This is a genomic window from Streptomyces sp. H27-C3, assembly GCF_030063415.1.
In the GTDB taxonomy this organism is placed as follows: domain Bacteria; phylum Actinomycetota; class Actinomycetes; order Streptomycetales; family Streptomycetaceae; genus Streptomyces.
Window position 1 is genome coordinate 1 of the sequence record NZ_JASITA010000074.1, and the last position, 16,362, is coordinate 16,362.

General features: G+C 68.1%; 13 protein-coding genes and 3 pseudogenes. 7 read left to right on the forward strand and 9 right to left on the reverse strand.

Annotated features, from left to right (window positions below; genetic code table 11):
• Window positions 1-211, reverse strand: a pseudogene (locus QMK30_RS36865) (2-oxoacid:acceptor oxidoreductase subunit alpha); the annotation flags it as partial.
• A gap of 538 nt (window positions 212-749) precedes the next feature.
• On the opposite strand from QMK30_RS36865, the gene QMK30_RS36870 reads away from it, so the two are divergent.
• Window positions 750-2,045, forward strand: coding sequence for a phosphatase PAP2 family protein (locus QMK30_RS36870; RefSeq protein ID WP_283522717.1), 1,296 nt, complete (start codon window positions 750-752; stop codon window positions 2,043-2,045).
• 722 nt (window positions 2,046-2,767) lie between these two features.
• Here QMK30_RS36870 and QMK30_RS36880 read toward each other — a convergent pair.
• The gene (locus tag QMK30_RS36880; protein ID WP_283522718.1) at window positions 2,768-3,271 is read right to left on the reverse strand and encodes a DinB family protein; all 504 of its coding nucleotides are present in this window, start codon (window positions 3,269-3,271) and stop codon (window positions 2,768-2,770) included.
• 40 nt (window positions 3,272-3,311) lie between these two features.
• Window positions 3,312-3,920, reverse strand: coding sequence for an SAM-dependent methyltransferase (locus tag QMK30_RS36885; protein WP_283522719.1), 609 nt, complete (start codon window positions 3,918-3,920; stop codon window positions 3,312-3,314).
• Window positions 3,921-4,204: 284 nt separating this feature from the next.
• Here QMK30_RS36885 and thpR point away from each other — a divergent pair, with 284 nt between their 5' ends.
• The 4 genes and pseudogenes from thpR to QMK30_RS36910 all read left to right on the forward strand — a co-directional run bounded on the left by thpR (window position 4,205) and on the right by QMK30_RS36910 (window position 8,689).
• On the forward strand, window positions 4,205-4,813 hold the full coding sequence (thpR, locus tag QMK30_RS36890; RefSeq protein WP_283522726.1) for an RNA 2',3'-cyclic phosphodiesterase: 609 nt from the start codon (window positions 4,205-4,207) through the stop codon (window positions 4,811-4,813).
• A gap of 334 nt (window positions 4,814-5,147) precedes the next feature.
• The gene (locus QMK30_RS36895) at window positions 5,148-5,438 is read left to right on the forward strand and encodes a hypothetical protein (RefSeq protein ID WP_283522720.1); all 291 of its coding nucleotides are present in this window, start codon (window positions 5,148-5,150) and stop codon (window positions 5,436-5,438) included.
• An 8-nt stretch (window positions 5,439-5,446) separates the two neighbouring features.
• Window positions 5,447-6,648 (forward strand): annotated as a pseudogene (locus QMK30_RS36900) (AMP-binding protein).
• A 736-nt stretch (window positions 6,649-7,384) separates the two neighbouring features.
• Complete coding sequence (locus tag QMK30_RS36910) at window positions 7,385-8,689, forward strand: phosphatase PAP2 family protein (protein WP_283522721.1); 1,305 nt, start codon at window positions 7,385-7,387, stop codon at window positions 8,687-8,689.
• A gap of 388 nt (window positions 8,690-9,077) precedes the next feature.
• Here the strand turns inward: QMK30_RS36910 and QMK30_RS38620 are convergent.
• Both QMK30_RS38620 and QMK30_RS36915 read right to left on the reverse strand, forming a co-directional pair.
• Window positions 9,078-9,210: pseudogene (locus QMK30_RS38620) on the reverse strand (RICIN domain-containing protein); the annotation flags it as partial.
• A 28-nt stretch (window positions 9,211-9,238) separates the two neighbouring features.
• Entirely contained in the window at window positions 9,239-10,174 is a 936-nt protein-coding gene (locus QMK30_RS36915) for an IS3 family transposase (RefSeq protein WP_349362162.1), read from the reverse strand.
• Between the two features lie 96 nt (window positions 10,175-10,270).
• Between QMK30_RS36915 and QMK30_RS36920 the strand changes: the two genes are divergently transcribed.
• The gene (locus QMK30_RS36920; RefSeq protein WP_283522722.1) at window positions 10,271-10,753 is read left to right on the forward strand and encodes a DUF6233 domain-containing protein; all 483 of its coding nucleotides are present in this window, start codon (window positions 10,271-10,273) and stop codon (window positions 10,751-10,753) included.
• Here the strand turns inward: QMK30_RS36920 and QMK30_RS36925 are convergent.
• From QMK30_RS36925 to QMK30_RS36940, 4 genes are all read right to left on the reverse strand, one after another.
• Entirely contained in the window at window positions 10,746-11,039 is a 294-nt protein-coding gene (locus QMK30_RS36925; RefSeq protein ID WP_283522723.1) for a hypothetical protein, read from the reverse strand. The genes QMK30_RS36920 and QMK30_RS36925 overlap by 8 nt on opposite strands.
• An 83-nt stretch (window positions 11,040-11,122) precedes the next feature.
• On the reverse strand, window positions 11,123-12,307 hold the full coding sequence (locus QMK30_RS36930; RefSeq protein ID WP_349362160.1) for an endonuclease domain-containing protein: 1,185 nt from the start codon (window positions 12,305-12,307) through the stop codon (window positions 11,123-11,125).
• Between the two features lie 432 nt (window positions 12,308-12,739).
• Entirely contained in the window at window positions 12,740-13,009 is a 270-nt protein-coding gene (locus QMK30_RS36935; RefSeq protein ID WP_283522725.1) for a Txe/YoeB family addiction module toxin, read from the reverse strand.
• Window positions 13,006-13,266: a type II toxin-antitoxin system Phd/YefM family antitoxin gene (locus QMK30_RS36940; RefSeq protein ID WP_138358631.1), complete on the reverse strand. Its 261-nt coding sequence runs from the start codon at window positions 13,264-13,266 to the stop codon at window positions 13,006-13,008. Before QMK30_RS36940 ends, QMK30_RS36935 begins: the two co-directional genes overlap by 4 nt.
• A 729-nt stretch (window positions 13,267-13,995) precedes the next feature.
• Between QMK30_RS36940 and QMK30_RS36945 the strand changes: the two genes are divergently transcribed.
• Window positions 13,996-16,290: a DEAD/DEAH box helicase gene (locus QMK30_RS36945; RefSeq protein WP_502963302.1), complete on the forward strand. Its 2,295-nt coding sequence runs from the start codon at window positions 13,996-13,998 to the stop codon at window positions 16,288-16,290.
• Window positions 16,291-16,362 lie beyond the last annotated feature (72 nt).

Sequence of the window (16,362 nt, forward strand, 5' to 3'; positions counted from 1 at the left end):
TGACCTGGTTGTAGGAGTGCGCGTCCACCAGGTATTTGGCCCTGAGCAGGGTGGTGAGCTGCCCGAGGTTCATCTCGGGCACGACCACTTTCTCGTAACGTCCCAGAATCTCGCCGAGGTTCCGGGGGAAGGGGTTGAGGTGGCGCAGGTGGGCCTGGGCGATGGGGATGCCGGCGGTGCGCAGGCGCCGGACGGCCGCGGTGATCGGCCCACCGTCCCATCAACATCAACTACCCTGGCCCGAGCCGCATAGACGTGTTCAAACTCCGGGGTCAAGGCCCGCGCACCGGGGCCGGAACTGGGGCCGGACCTGACGGTCAGCGGGCGATGCGTTCGATCCTCGCCTAAAAGGCAACCAGTCACGTTCAGTAGTGCCGCAGCGCAACGTGTACTTGGCGGGCCCACGGTGGTAGTTCCGTACAACGTAATTGCGGCCGTGGCTCCGGCATTTCGCGTCGATACCGGCAGTAGCGACCTCGGCGGACGTGATGCCCACCTTGCCCGACGTCATCGCGGCGGTTGCGGAACCGGTTTCATGTCCGCTGCGGCCGTGGGCAGAGGAGAGCCGATCGCTGTATTGGAGGTACCCGTGATCAGCGAAACCCAACCGCTCCGCTAACATGTTCGAGCTCGCAACGATCACGTTGAAATATGACACATCGGCTGAAAAATTGATATCTAGGGTACCGCGAGGGTTTTCGCGAATAGACGGCAACCTTCGGTTGGCTGCCTGGCGTCAACCACGCGTCATGCTGTGGGTCGCGGTCAGTGTGGTGGGCCTCGGATTCCTCATTGCGCTGGAGATAGCCGCACGTCGGTTCGGCGAGCCGGGGCCGATCACCGACCAGGCGCGAGAGGTGATATTCGCCCCCAAATCGGGGACGGTGCTGTACGTCAGCATGGCTTTGATGATGGTGGTACTCACCTGGCGGCAGCGGTTCATCGCGGTCGGCGCCGCGATCGGCATCGACGTCAGCTTCTGGATCGTACGGTGGACTGTCGACGCCGAGATGATGTTCGGCAACGGTGCGTTGTGGGTGACTTTGGCCTGTGCCGTCATCGCCGTCACGCGCCGCACCGGCCCAGACCGCGTCCTGCTACTGAAAGGCGTCGGACTGGCCCTGCTGCTGGTGGCCGGCCGCAAGACCGGCTACACCTGGCTGCAGATCACGTCGAAGACCCGCCCGATGGTGCTCGACCAGTACGTGGCAACCGCCGATCATGCCTTGGGCAACCCGTCGTGGCTGGTAGGCCGGATCGTGGAGGCCACCGGCACGGTCGGAGCCCACGTTCTCGAATATGTCTACATTCAGCTCCCGGTGGCCGCCGTCGTCGTCGCGCTGTACCAGCTGCGCAACGTGGCGGTCGAGCGCCGCTTCCCGGGCCATCATCTGGTGCGCACCTTTCTGGTCATCGGCCTGCTCGGGCCGGGCATCTACATGGTCTTCCCGGTGGTCGGACCGATCTTCGCCTACGGCGCCGACGGGGGGCACTGGGCGGTGGCCAACCTGTGGCCGGACACGCCGCCGCCGGTCAGCACTCCGCACCCGATGCCTTTCGACGAGTTCACCCCGCGCAATTGCATGCCCAGCCTGCACACGGCGTGGGCCACCGCGATCTTTATCCATTCCCGCAAGGGCCCACGGATTCTGCGATTCGCAGGCACGTTCTGGCTGATCGCCACGCTCGGCGCGACGCTGGGATTCGGCTACCACTACGGCGCGGACATCGGCGCCGGTGTGGTGTTCACGCTCACGATCGAGGCGGCGCTGCGCTCGGTCGACCGCGGCTGGGACCGGCCGGGAACCCAGCTGGTCGTCTACGGTGCCGCGGTCTTCGCTGCGCTCTTGGCGACGTATCGCTACCTGTCGAAGGAGATGGCCGACCATCCGTGGGTGTTCGGGCCACTGCTCATTCTGGCGATGACCTCAGTGGTCTACGGCTACGTACGGACCACCAGGGGGTGGGAACGGAAAGCCGTGTCGGCGCATCTGCCGGAACCGCGGCACGAGTCGCAGCCCGAACCGCAGCCCGAACTGGTTTGATTGACACTCTCCCGGCCCAGAGGGCCGGGATTCCTACCACGGTCGTCTGACCGTCCCGGTGGGTTCCTGTTTCACCGCGCTGTGCTGGGATTGCCGACCTCAGTCCGACCCGCGCTCCACAGGTGTTCAGTCTCTCCGCCCGTCCGGCGGCGAGGATGTTGCGGGCCGCGTTCACGTCCCGGTCGCGAATCAGCCCGCAAGCGTCGCGGTTAAAGACCCGTGCGAACAGGCCTGACTGAACGCGCACTGCAGCGTAGGACTCACTGAGCCGGCTTGCACTCCTCGGCGTAGCGCGCCGGCCCTTCCGCCATGCCTTGTATGAACTTCTGGAGATTGCGCGGCAGGACTCAGCGCAACAGCCAGGCCGTCTCGTTCTCGCCGTACCAGTGGATGACCGCGCCTGAGCTGGATGTCGGCTCCAGCTCAGCGCGCGCACGATAGTTGTGTATCGGCGGATTGAACGCGTCTTCATATGCCAAGAGGCGTCGCTCGCCCTTCTCGGTCAGCCGCTACCCGGTCACACCGCGTCCCGTCCGGAAAGCCCGGATGGCACCGACACCGTCGTCGCCGCCGGGGTCGAGGCCGACCGACCGGGTCATGTCCAGGCTGTCCACCTTCGACCACAGCGGCCGGCTTGCGACTTCGACCAGCAGCTTCCAGACGAATTCCGGCGAGGCGCTGGTGGTCGCTGTGACGTCGTATTCGTGCAGGGTAGAGGGCTCCTATGAGATCACCGTCGTGCCGTCGATGAGTTCGCGGAGGATGTCCGCGTGGCCCGCGTGGCAGCCTGTCTCCTTGATCATGTGGGTGAGTGCCCAGCGGATGCTGGGAGCGGGGCGTTCCGGCCGCGGCCGCGGGACCGGTGCACCGAGGTTGGTGTACTCGTCGAGCACTTCGTTCGCGCGCTTGACCACGTCTCGGTAGCGGGCGACGACATCGGCCACGCTGTCCGCCGGTGCGGCCTGGAACGTTGACTTCCAGTCGGTGACGTCGTCCCCGAGGAACATCGAGCGCTCAACGAAAGTCAGGTGGTTGAGCAGGCCGAGCAGGTTCGTGCCCGACGGCACTGCGGCTGTTCGCACCTGCGGTTCGGGTGCGCCGTCGACCCTCGCGGCGATCGAAGTCCGGAGGTAGTTGAGGAATCCGCGCAGGACCTCGCTCTCACTGCTTCCGGTCCGGGGTGGCGGGGTGTCGCCGCGGCGGTTGGGGCGCGTGCTGCCGGGCATTGGTCTCCTTCTTGCGTGGGGATCGGCTGTGGCCGCCGTGTCAGGCGGCGCGGCGGACGAGGAGAACGTGGTCGGTGATCTCGGCGGTGCGCCCGCCCGGTCCGGTCGCGATCCGGCGGGGTGCGTCGGCCCGCTCGACCTCCCATGTCGCCGAGTCCAGACCGATACCCGCGGCGACTTCACGCGGGCTCGGGTACCGGGTGTCGGGATCCTGGTTCCACGACCACGGCGCGGCCAACCCGTGGTCGACGACCAGCAGTCGCACATCCGGGCGCAGTGCATGCGCGGCCGAGGGCAGTACGGTTGCCCGGTCCAGGTCGAAGGGGCTGTACAGGTAGTGGGCGCAGATCAGGTCGAATCCGCCGGGCGGGAGTGACTTGTGCACGTCGTGTCTCACGGTGATGGCGCGGTCACCCAGGCCGTGCGAACGGGCGAGGGCGGCGAGCCGCTCGACCGCCACGGCCGAGATGTCGACGGCGGTGACGTGCCACCCCTGGCCGGCGAGCCACAGCGCGTCGCCTCCGTTGCCGCATCCGAGGTCCAACGCGTCACCCGGCGGCAGGCCCGTCACCGTCTCGGTGAGGCGAGTATTCGACTGCGGGCCGCCGGCTGCCGGTCGAGCCGCGTAGACGTAGACACCGACCTGCACGTCCCGCACCTGCCCGACATGGCCGCGCTCCGCATCCGTGGCGTCCTGGGCACCCAGGCACAGGGAGAATAGGAGCCGTGAGCACCCGCCGCCCGCTGGAAACCGGCCCCCAAACCCCGAACACCGCGACCGAGCGCGCCGACACCGTCGCGGACCGGGCCGCCGCAGGACCGGGCCTCCGCGACGAGGCGTTGCACACGCGCCCACCCGGCCGCCGCCACCTGGGCACAGACACCGAGCCTGGGCCGTCGCATCCACTACCCGGGTGCGGTACGAAGTCCGGTGTGAACGATCAGACTCAGCCGGCGACCATTCGCGTGTTCATCGCCCTCGCCCCGCCCGACCACGCGAAAGAAGAAATGGCCCGGGCCTTGCGCCCCGCCTATGACACACACCCACACCTGCGGTGGAACCGCATTGAGGACTGGCACATCACCCTGGCATTCCTCGGGGAGCAAGCGGCTGAGACAGTTCCGCTCCTGCGACTGCCACTCGCCCACCTCGCAGCGAACCACCAACCTCCCTGTTTGGCACTACGCGACAGCGGGAATTTCGACGACCGGGTGCTGTGGACCGGAATCGACGGAGACCTCGATGAGCTGCACCTGCTCGCCGCCGATGTGCGTACCGCCGTCAAGAGCTGCGGTATCGCCTTCGAGGATCGCCCCCTGCGCCCCCACTTGACGTTGGCCCGTGCCCGCCGAGGAGACCGGTCCTCGACGGGAGAGGTCGCCGAAGGGTTCGCCGGATTCACCGGCCGCCGATGGCCTGCCGAACGTCTGCACCTGGTCGGCAGCAACGTCGGCCGCAGCCGCGGACCGATCCACTACCGTGACATCGAGTCATGGCCCCTCGGCAGCGGGAACTCCCAACGGCGACCCGGCGAAACGTGATCGCCCCGAGGTCTCCCGCAGAACTCGCGCAGACGTGGATCGCGGAGGGCTGCCGGCCCACCCTCGAGCCGCCGGTGGCGCATCGTGTCGGAGACGGTCCGATCCCGCCGCTACCGGGGATTGGCCAAAACGCACGTCCACCACATCCCCACCGCCGCCGGAACAAGCATCGTTCGACTGAGCGGACACCCCTCCACCGGGCACTTCGCCATCACGCCAACCCCGTCCGGCCAGTCATTTCCAGCGGCTCTGTAGAACCCCGACCACCTGAAGATCACCAACAGCATCACGGCATTTCCCTTGGGCCAGGGCTCCGACGTCACGGGGTTCCGCCATGGCGCATTGCGACATTGACCTGGATGAGCACCGGCTGGCCCGAGTGTCGGCGGGAGCCCAGCTCCTCCTGGAGGTCGCCGTCATGCTGGACCGGCCCCACTGGTACAGAAGGAAGCGAATGACATCGATGCTCGACGGCTGCACGCCCTGGCCCGAGGAGTTCGTCGACCGCTACTGGGCGGCCGGGCACTGGCGTGGCGATACGCTGGACACCCTGCTGCGCGGCTGGGCTCTGCAGTACGGACCGCGCTCGTGGGCGGCGACATCCGCATCACGTACGCGGCGCTGAACCGGCGCGTGGACCGCATGGCAGCAGGCTTCCGGCTGCGCGGCCTCCGGCCCGGACAACGACTCGTCGTACAGCTGCCGAACTTCCCGAGTTCGTCATCACCGTGTTCGCGCTGATGCGCGCCGGCGCGGTCCTCGTGTTCTGCCCGGTCTCGCACCGCGCGTCCGAGGTGTCCCACCTCGTGCGCGTCGCCCAGGCCGTCGGCTACATCGGCCCCTCGACGTACCAGGGCTTCGACCACACGGCGATGGCCGCGGACATCGCGGCCCGAGAGCCCGTCCTGCGGCAGGTGTTCACCCTTGAAGCCCCGGGCGCCGCGTCCCCGTACGGCGGCCTGACGACCGACCCGTCGGGCTACCACTACAGCCCGCTGGGCTCCATCGACGCCCCGCCCGAGCCGGTGCTTGCGCAGAACGCCGGCCAGGTGGCGTTCTTCCTGCTCTCCGGCGATACCACCACGGCGCCCCAGCTCATTCCGCGCACCCACAACGACTACGCCTATCAGGCGGGGGCCGCCGCCGAGCTGGTGCCGCTCACCGAGAACGACGTGTATCTCGCCGCACTGCCCGCCGCGTTCAACTTCACTTTCGGCTGTCCCGGCATCGTCGGCACCCTCTCAGTCGGCGGCGCCGTCGTCCTGGTCGAGAACCCGGGACCCGTCGAATGCTTTCCGGTCATCGGACGAGAGCGGGTCACCATCACATCGTTGGCGCCCGCCGTCGCCCAGCTCTGGCTCGACGCGCCTCCTACCGTCCAGGGCGACTTGAGCAGTCTGCATCTTGTGCAGATCGGCGGCGCGCCCCTGCACCGGGCGACCGCCGAACGCATTGGCCCCGCATTGGGCTGCCGCCCGCAGCAGGTCTTCGGCACGGCTGAGGGGCCGCTCACTCTCACCCTGCCCGCCGATCCGGAGGAGACCGTACTGACCAGACAGGGCCGCCCGCTCTCGCCCGACGATGAGATCCGCGTGGTCGACGTCGACGGCAAGGACGTGCCCGACGGCGAACCCGGCGAACTCCTCGCCCGCGGTCCGTATACAGTGCGAGGCTACTACCGGGCGCCCGACCACAACGCACGCTCCTTCACCACCGACGGCTACTTCCGCACCGGCGACCTCGCGCGGCGCACCCCGGACGGCAAACTGGTGGTGACCGGCCGCCTCAAGGACGTCCCACGGCGGACTGACCACGAGGATCCATCTGGCCCGTAACGGGTAGGGCCGGCCGCTGACCTTCGCGGCCACCGCTCGAAACGTCAACAACAGCACCCTGTTCGAGCAGCTCATGTCCCGCATCAACGTCCGCCGGTGGCATCTCCGAGATCATGACGATTTTCGGCCGTCCGTTGGGGTCGTCGGGGCCGTGGCCTGGAGCCGTCCAGCCAAGTGCGTTACACAAGCGTCACGCTGGGCGGTCGGCGTCGGCCATCTGCAGCCAGGCTCGTGAAACGGTTTGTGCGAGCGCCCCCTTGAACAGGAACCCTCTTGGACCGGACTCGGCCACTTCAACCAGGCGTACTCAACAGCGGCTTCGAGGACCTCGAAGCCGTCCCGCCCACTGCTGAAGTCGCGTGAGCGGGCGGGTGCGCGCGGGGGCGGCCCCACCGCCCGCCGTCGGACAGTCCCGCTGTGACGCCCTCAATGCCCGCCGGGCGTCGAGAGTTTCATGGTAATTCCCGAGGCGGTGAGCCATCGAGCGCAGGATCGACCGATCTTCGCACCACCCGTGGGCAGCAAATGCCCCCGCACGGCTCCGCTAGCATGATCGGCCTCACGACGAGCGCCTTGATCGCCCACCTTCACCGGAAAACCATGCTATTCGGCGTGAACACCAACCCATTTAGCTAATTTCTAAGGAATCGGCCAACAATTGACACCTATAGCATCGCGGTTGATTTCGCGAATAGACAGCAGATTTACGTTCCATGCGTGGCGTCAGCCACGGGCGATGCTGTGGGCCGCGGCGGGTGTGGCGACCCTTGGATTCCTCGTCACGCTGGAGATTGCCGCGCGTCGCTACGGCCTACCGGGACCGATCACCAATCAGGCGCAAGAGTTGATATTCGCCCCCACCTCAGGGCCGCTGCTGTACGCCTGCATGGCCTTGATGACGGTGGTACTCACCTGGCGGCAACGGTTCATCACGGTTGGTGCCGCGATCGGCATCGACGTCGCCTTCTTGCTGGTGCGGTGGGCGGTCGATGCCGAAGTGCCCGAAGGGCACCACCCTTACGGTAACGGCGCGTTGTGGGTACTTGTGGGCTATGCGGTCATAGCTGTCACGCGCCGTACCGGCCGGGAACGTGTCCTGCTCCTGAAGGGCGTCGGGCTTGGCCTGCTCCTGGTGGCCGGCCGCAAGACTGGCGATACCTGGCTACTCATCACGTCGAAAACCCGCACGGCGGTGCTCGACCAATACGTGGCAACTGCCGATCAGGCGCTGGGCAATCCGTCGTGGCTGGCAGGCCGGATTGTCACGGCCACCGGCCCGATCGGCGACCATGTTCTCGGCTTCGTCTACGCTCAGCTCGCGGTTGCCGCGGTCATTGTCGCGCTGTACCAGCTACGGAACGTGGCAGTCGAGCGTCGCTTCCCAAGCCATCATCTGGTGCGCACCTTTCTGGTCATCGGCCTCCTCGGGCCAGCCATTTACATGATCTTCCCGGTGGTCGGACCGGTCTTCGCCTACGGCACCGGCGCCTTCGGCACCGGCGAGGGCTGGGCGGCGGCCAACCTGTGGCCGGACATGCCGCTACCGATCGATACCCCGCACCCCATGGCATACGACGAGATCACCCCACGCAACTGCATGCCCAGCCTGCACACGGCGTGGGCCACCGCGATCTTCATCCATTCCCGCAAGGGCCCACGGATTCTGCGATTCGCAGGCACGTTCTGGCTGATCGCCACGCTCGGCGCGACGCTGGGATTCGGCTACCACTACGGCGTGGATCTCGTTGCCGGCGTGGTGTTCGCGCTCACGATCGAGGCAGCGCTGCGCTTGCTCGACCGTGGCTGGGAGTGGCCAGGAATCCAGCTGGTCACCTATGGTGCGACGGTCTTCGCTGCGCTCTTGGTGTCATATCGCTATCTGCCGATGGAGATGGCAAAACATCCGTGGGTGTCTGGACCACTTCTCCTTCTGGCGATGGCCTCAGTGGTCTACGGCTACGTGCGGACCACCAAGCTGTCGGATCCGAAAGCCGCACCGGCGCAGCAACCCCAACCGCAACCGCGGCTCGAACCAGTTTGAGTGGAGTCGCATGAGGTGGTGGGCTGAGCGTTCCGGCTGGTCTGGGCCGCCGCCGGGCAAGGTCACCCAAGCCTCCACCATCACCTCGGGGACTGCGGCGGATCAGGCGGTCGTCTTGACCGCGACCCTGGCGCGCAGCCGGTCGCGAACGGTGGGCCAGGCCTCGACGAGGAGGCAGCCATAGTGGATCTTTCGGCCAATTCCTGGTCGGTCCTGAATTTGTGAAGCACATAGGACCACATCGCGAGCGACGCTACCCCCAATGCTCCCAGAATGAACGGCATGACTTTCCCGCCCGAGCACCGAGGGCATGGGCGAGAGCCGAGCACATCTCCCGGCCCTCGCCCGTCGGGTGCCGCGCGGCATGTCCCGCGTGCCACCCGATGTATCACGGCAGAACCCATTTCTGGTTGGTGCCGCTGTGGCAGGCCCACAGATGGACAGGGGTGCCGTCCTTCCAGACGCTCCCGGACGCTCCCGGACGCTTCGAGACACTTGCCGGACTGCGGGTTGCGTACTGAGGTTCCCCCGTTACTCGGGAGATGCTGATCAGCTGGTCAGGGAGGGTTGACGGGGTTTCAGGTTCGCTCTTCTGGTCGTTGCCTGATCGGAGTAGTACCTCTCCTCGAACTCGATCGGGCTGAGGTAGCCGAGCCGCTTCTGGATGCGCCGGCTGTTATAGAAGCCGTCGAAGTACTCGAAGAGTGCGAGGTTCGCTTCGGCCCTCGTGGCGAAGACACGGCCGCGGACGCACTCGGTCTTTGTCAGCATCCACAGATTCTCCGCGAGGGCGTTATCGTAACTGTCCCCGACCGAACCCATCGAAGCCTCAACGCCCGCCCGTAGAAGGCGGGTTGTGAGCTTAATGGATGTGTATTGGCAGCCGTGGTCGGCGTGGTGGACGAGCTTGCCGGGCTCAACCTCGCGGGAGGCGAGCGCGTACTCGAGACTGGACAGGACCAGGTCGGCGTCCGCGCGGGCGGAGGTCTCCCAGGCCACCACTCTGCGGGAGAACGCGTCGCGGATCGCGGACAGCCACAAGGGGCCCTCGCTGGTCGCGATCATCGTCAGGTCGGTGACCCACAGCCGGTTCGGTCTCTCGGCGGTGAAGTCCCGGTTGACGAGGTCCGGGGCGAGCGTGGCCTTGGGATCGCGGCGCGTGAAGCCCTTGCGGCGTGGGCTGAGACCCGCCAGATCGGCCTCGCGCATCAACCGTTCGACCCGCTTGCGGCCCACATGGACGCCCTCGCGTTTCAGTATGGCGTGGACACGCGGCGACCCGTAGACGCCACCGGACCCGGTGTGGATCTCCTTGATCTGCTCGGTGAGCTCGACGTCGCGGCGACGCCGCTCGCAGGGCTCCTTCTCGGCGCGGCGCCAGCGGTAGTAGGTGGAGGAGGCGATGGAGAGTTCCCGAAGTACGCACTCGACTCCCGCACTCCCACTGACGTCTGGCTGTCGCTGGTTCCTGAAGACTGAGGAGATGTTGACACCCCGCTGTGCGGGAGGTGCTGATCAGCGGGGGAACCTCAACCTGCAAGGCGTCCGGTTAGGATGCTGGGTAGGGTGGAGGGGATCGCAATGCCGCAGAACGCGGCCCAGGTGACCGTCACGATGCCTGACGGGCAGAAATTGCTGGCCCGCCTGTATGAGCGGCGGCGCGCAGCGGTCGGATGGCAGTACCGGGTGGGCATCACCTTCTGGGCAGTTGGCAGCAGCGGCCGTACGGAGCCCGCGGAACAGAGTGTCTGGCTCGACGCCCGTCATGTCCGCCCTCTCGAAGGCAGCGACTACAGCCGCATCCCCACCCTCGCTGCTCCCACCGCCGACGGGCGGCAGGCCTGGACGGTACAAGACCTCCCTCACCGCCCCGGCCACCCCGGAGCACGCCTGATCCACGTCATTGGCTGCCAGCCTCACGCCACACTCATCACCCTCGACCAGGCCCTCGACATCCTCCGCCAACCCCGCACCGTCCCCTGCCGCGAATGCAACGCAGCCACCTCACTCCCCACCGCGACCGACCCGCTGCTGCCGCAACAAGACCGCGCTCCGCTCAGATAAAGGGAGCGCCGTCCGGACCGGCAGTGGTACGGGTGACCAGAGAGCTGGCTGGCAGGATGGGCGTATGAGCGAGGACGCGTTGGAAGCAGCCCGGCGGGAATACCAGTCGGTACAGGAGGCGCTGCACGCTGCCCGCCGAAAGCTGGCCGCCGCCGTCCTGGATGCCTACGCGAACGGCGAGCCCGTCGGCCGGATTGCCGAACGCACCGGCCAGAGCACCACCAGCATTCTGGAACACCCTCGCCGTCCACGGCATCACACCCCGCAGCCGCATCAACGGCTCCACCTGACAGACGCTCCTTTCGATCTCGGAGCACAGGTCGCCGGACGCGGTCCGGCGACCTGTGGAGCCGCTTTGCTGGTGTTCGGTCAGAAGAGCGCCAGGCCTTCGCCGCTGGTGTCGGCGATGACAGGCCGAGGTGCGGCAGGGAGGCCGTCCAGGCGGTCGGGACCGGCTGCGGCCGCCACAGCAGGGGCAGTTTCGGCCAGCCAGGTACCGAACTGCTCGACGGCCTCCCGGTAGGGCACCCGTGCCAGGACGCGGTGCTCACCGGAGGGGCAGAAGTCGACGGAGACGGTGAGCAGGCAGGAGCGGGGTGTGTTCTGGTTGCCCGTCCACGAGACGCGCAGCACTCCGCAGGGCTTCCGCCCGCGGGACCCAGAGTGGGTGGGGCGCAGGGTGCGGGTGGATGTGCAGGCGGTCCATGCGGCGAGGTGAGGCAGAGGCAGGGTGGTGCGGGTGCGGCAGCCCGGACAGCGGTGCCAGTGGCGCAGCCAGCCGACCGCGTCGGTGTCGAAGAGGCGCCGGTAGCGGCTGGCGACGCGGATGTCGTTGTCGTACAGGTGGTCGGGGCGCTCCAGCGTGTTGCAGGACGGGCAGACCGGGGCGCGGACGTAGCCGTGTTCATGGCAGTGATCCAGCACAGCAGCCGGCGCGGTACTGCAGATGGCACACACCCACCCGGCCACCTGGCGGGACATACCCGGCTTGCGGCTCAGCACCGAGTACAACTGACCTCGCAGCTCCCCCGTATACAGGCGCTGCGGGATGGCTGGACCGTTCACGCCCGTCGTGGACTGGCTGTCGGTGGCTCGGGCATCCCGGCGGTGCTGTTCGGTGACAGCTGTGTCCACCTTGCAGGCCCGCGTGGTGTGCAGCCACTCGGTTTCGGTGTGCTCGGCAGCGTCCAGCAGCCTGACCACGGCACGCGGAAGCCACCACGACCGCTCGACCCTGGCACGGGACCGCTGCACCAGCAACCGCCGCCAGTCGATCCCTGCCAGATGAGACCACTGTCCGGGCTCACGGCCCGCCTGCCGTCCGGGGTGATCTGCCTCTTGCAGTTCCCAGCTGATGCGCCGGCGCCAACCATGCAGCGTTCCACCCGTGCACTCCTGCTCCGGCACACCACGGAACGGACCGATACGGACCAGGTCCAGGGCGTCCATCTCCACCGCGGTCCATGCCGCCGCCGCCCGGCGCACCTCAGCCTCCGGAACACTCCACCGGCCGTCGCCCGTCATCACCAGCTCCACCACACAGGCACCGAGCATGACGTACCGCCCCTGCCGGGCATCAGAAGGAAAGCAGGTGAATACCGCGGAAGTTGTCGGTACCGCGCTACCGGCCGTCAGGCTTGCCCACGCACTGTCCGCGGCGGCCAGAGTGACCAGACTATCTGCCCGGCCCGGGACAACACGCTCAGACATACCGAAAGACTAACGACCGGCACCAGCGGACCGACAGCCGGTGCCTGGTTCTGGTGCCGAGAGGGCCGCCTGGCCAGCGGCGGGCGCCCAGGAAACGCAGAACGAAGGAATCCGTCCCGGGGCCGGGCAAGCCACCGCAGGCATAGGGCCCCGCGCCCGGCCCCTGCACGTCCCACCCTGCCAGCCCGGCCGCCATCCGTTGAGCCCCCCTCCCCCACCTCGCGGGAGAGCTTTGGGGCTGAGGCGGTCTCGGTGCACCGATCCGGGGCTGACCCGCTAGCGGTCGGTGTAGTGGCCGTAGACGCGGGCGATCTCCAGTACGTCACCACTCACCCGGTACACGAGGCGGTGTTCCTCGGTGATGCGCCGCGAGCACCAGCCCTTGAGTGCGCCTTTCAGCATCTCGGGCTTTCCGATGCCGTTGCCGTCATCGGGGTTGCGCTGGATGTCCGCGATCAGGACGTTGATGCGTTTGAGGGTGCGCCGGTCGGTCACGGCCCACTGCGCGTACTGCTCCCATGCGCGGGTGGAGAACATGACCTTCACTCCGCCGCCTCCGGGTCGATCAGGTCGCGCACGGTGCCGCGTCCGGCGTCCAGCTCGGCAACGGACTCCATCAGCTCAGCGGCGGTGCGCGCGTTGCCGAGCAGGTACATGGTCTCCGTCCACGCTTCGTAGTCGGACTCCGCCATGAGGACGGCGTTTCCCTGCTTGGAGGCGATCCGCACCGGCGCGTGATCGTCGTTGACCTTCTTCAGCAGGGGGAAGAAGTCCCTCCGCGCCTCGGTTCCGGTGATCGTCATTGCTGTTGTCCCTTTCGTTCCAGCCACTCTCGAATGGTACTGAAAAACGTACATCATCGGTACGAATTTCGGTACCAGGGAGCTTGGTGGCTGCCCACCCCCGCCAAGATCACGTAACCGGGCCCCCGGTTCGATCAGATGTCCCGTTGAGGCGCGGTGGGAGGCGACGCTGGACGCCGAGGTCGACATCGTCGTGTTTCAGGGCCACCCCTGGGTGGTTGTCAAGGGGTGCGGCCGGGCCCGGTAGGCTTGCCTGTCGGGGATGGCGGGGTGGATCCGGGTGGGACACCGTCTGTCGGCAGGCGAAGGGATCGGCGCATGGCCACCGTTTTTCGGGTGGTGACCGTGGATGACGAGGACGGCCGTGAGGTTCGGACGCAGTACTACGACGAGGCGGGGGGCGAGATCCCTGCCCCTCGGCTGTCTGTCGGGCGCGGGTCGGCCCGCGGCGCCGTATCCCGTGCTGATGTACCCCCTGCTGCTGTAGCTCATGCGGCTGTTGAGCCCGCGGGGGGTCGGGAAAGGGTTACCTCCCCGGAGTTCGCCGGGGAGCAGTGGGTGGTGTTGTCCGAGCGTGTGGCGGTCTTTCTGCCGGCGGATCCGCCGCGCAGGGGGCGCGTAGCGTTTCACGCGGCGGGTAGTGGCAGGCTTCCCGCGGGTGTGCCGGTCGAGGACGTGGAGATCGTTTCCGCGCATGGGCGTGGGGCGCGTCGGCGTACGGTGTCGGCGGTGGTGCGGCCGTTGGCCGAGGTGCTGCCCTGGCTCTTGGGCGTGAAGGCGGATGCGCCGTGTGGGGAGTCGGTGGCGGTCTGGCGGCATGCTGCTCTGTACGCCCTGCACTTGGCGGGACGCGGGCTGCTGTTGCCAGGGCTCAGCGCCGGTGACCATGATGCCTGGCGGCTTGGCCCTTATGCGGAGGCGGACGCGACCTGGGTGCGGGCGCTGGCCGAGGTCATGCCGCCCGCCGCGTACGCCGTACCGCTGGAGTCCGCGGAGGAGGGGAGTGCGCGTACGTCGCTGCAACTCCTCGATCCTTACGCCCGGTTGAGGGAGTACATGGACGCGGTGGCGGATCTGCTGCCGCGTACCCCTGCCGCATCGGCGGCCGCAGGGATGCGGCCGTTCGCCTCGCGTGATGCGCAGCACCTGCCGGGGCTGCGGGCGTGGGCCGCGCGGGTGGCCGACGGCCGGGATGCCGGTGTACGCGTCTCGCTGCGGCTCGAACTGCCGGGCAGCGCGATGCGTGAATACGCGGACGACGAGGGCGACGCGTACGGCGAGGACGCGTACGACGCCGCCCCGGAGGCGGCCGGTGCGTCAGTGCGGGCCGTCGTGCAGGTGCACTCGCTGGCCGATCCGCTGCTCCTCGCGGACGCGGCCGGCGCCTTCAGCGGCGAGAGCGGCGGTTTCGGTCCGCGTACCCGCGTCCAGGTGGAGGACGTTCTGCGCCGGGCCGCCGCTGCGTGGCCGCCGCTGCACCGAATCCTCTCGCTGCCGGTTCCAGATGAACTCGCCCTGGACGATCATGAGTTCATCGGCCTCCTTGAAGGCGGGGCGGCTGCGCTTTCGGCCGCCGGGGTGGCCGTCCACCTCCCCAAGGAGCTGGCGCGGGAGATGACGGCCCGTGCGGTGATCGAGCCCGATGGGCCGGCCGAACGCGATCAAGATGCCGAGGCCCCCGCGTTCTTCTCGCCCGAGCAACTCCTCTCCTTCCGCTGGGAGTTCGCGGTCGGCGACCGTACGCTGACGCAAGGCGATCTTGACCGGCTCGCGCAGGCCCGACGCCCCCTGGTGCGGCTGCGTGATCAGTGGGTCGTGGTGGATGCGGATCTGCTGCGCAAGGCGCGCAGGGCCCGCAGGGAACTGGGCGCCCTCGATGCGCTGGCCGCCGCGCTCACCGGCAGTGTGGAGGACCCCGACGGTGTTCTCGTTCCCGTACGGGCAGGAGGGTGGCTGGCCGCCCTGCGCAACCGGCTCGCCGCTCCCGAGCAGGCCGGTGCGGCCGAGTTGGCCGCGCCCGCCGCTCTGAACGCCACTCTGCGCGGCTATCAGCTGCGCGGACTTGCCTGGCTGGACCGGATGACCCGGCTGGGCCTCGGCGCCTGCCTCGCCGACGACATGGGCCTGGGGAAGACGATCACCACGATCGCCCTGCATCTGCGCCGCCAGGAGGATCCGGCGACCGCGGGCAGGCCGGCTCTGGTGGTCTGCCCGGCATCCCTGCTCAGCAACTGGGGCCGGGAGATCGACAGGTTCGCGCCCGGCACCCCCTGGCGCCGCCACCATGGACCGGGGCGCGATCTGGGCGGCCTCAGGCCGGGCGAGATCGTTCTCACCACATACGGAACCATGCGCCGCGACGCCCAGGCGCTCGCCGAAGCCGGGCCGTGGGGGCTCCTCGTCGCGGACGAGGCGCAGCACGTGAAGAACCCGGCAGGGGCCACCGCGAAAGCGCTGCGCACCCTGCCGAGCTCGGCGCGCGTGGCCCTGTCGGGCACCCCGGTGGAGAACAACCTCAGTGAACTGTGGGCGCTCCTGGACTGGGGGACCCCCGGGCTCCTGGGCTCCCTGAAGGCTTTCCGGGACCGTTATGGGCGGGCCGCCGAGCGGGCCGCGCGCGGTGGTGCGACCGGCGAAGCGGACACTGCGGCGGCCGAGCGGCTCGGCCGGCTCATTCGCCCCTTCGTGCTGCGCCGGCGCAAAGCCGACCCGGGCATCGCGCCCGAGCTGCCGCCGAAGACCGAGACCGATGAGCGGGTGCTGCTGAGCAGGGAGCAGACCGTGCTGTACGAGGCGCAGGTACGTGAGTCGCTTGCCGCGATCAAGGAGGCGAAGGGCATTGCCCGGCATGGTCTCGTACTCAAACTCCTGACCGCGCTCAAGCAGATCTGCAACCACCCCGCCCAGTATCTGAAGGAGCCCGACGCGACTCGGTTGACCGGCCGCAGCGGGAAACTGGAGCTCCTCGACGGGCGTTGTCACGTTGGTGGGGGTGTGAGTTTCTGGCGGTGCGTCAGGGCGTAGTGGGCCCGGGTGGCGGTCCTGGGTCAGGCCGTGGAGGGCAGGCTGGTACTGCCGGTGATGTGGTCCCAGATG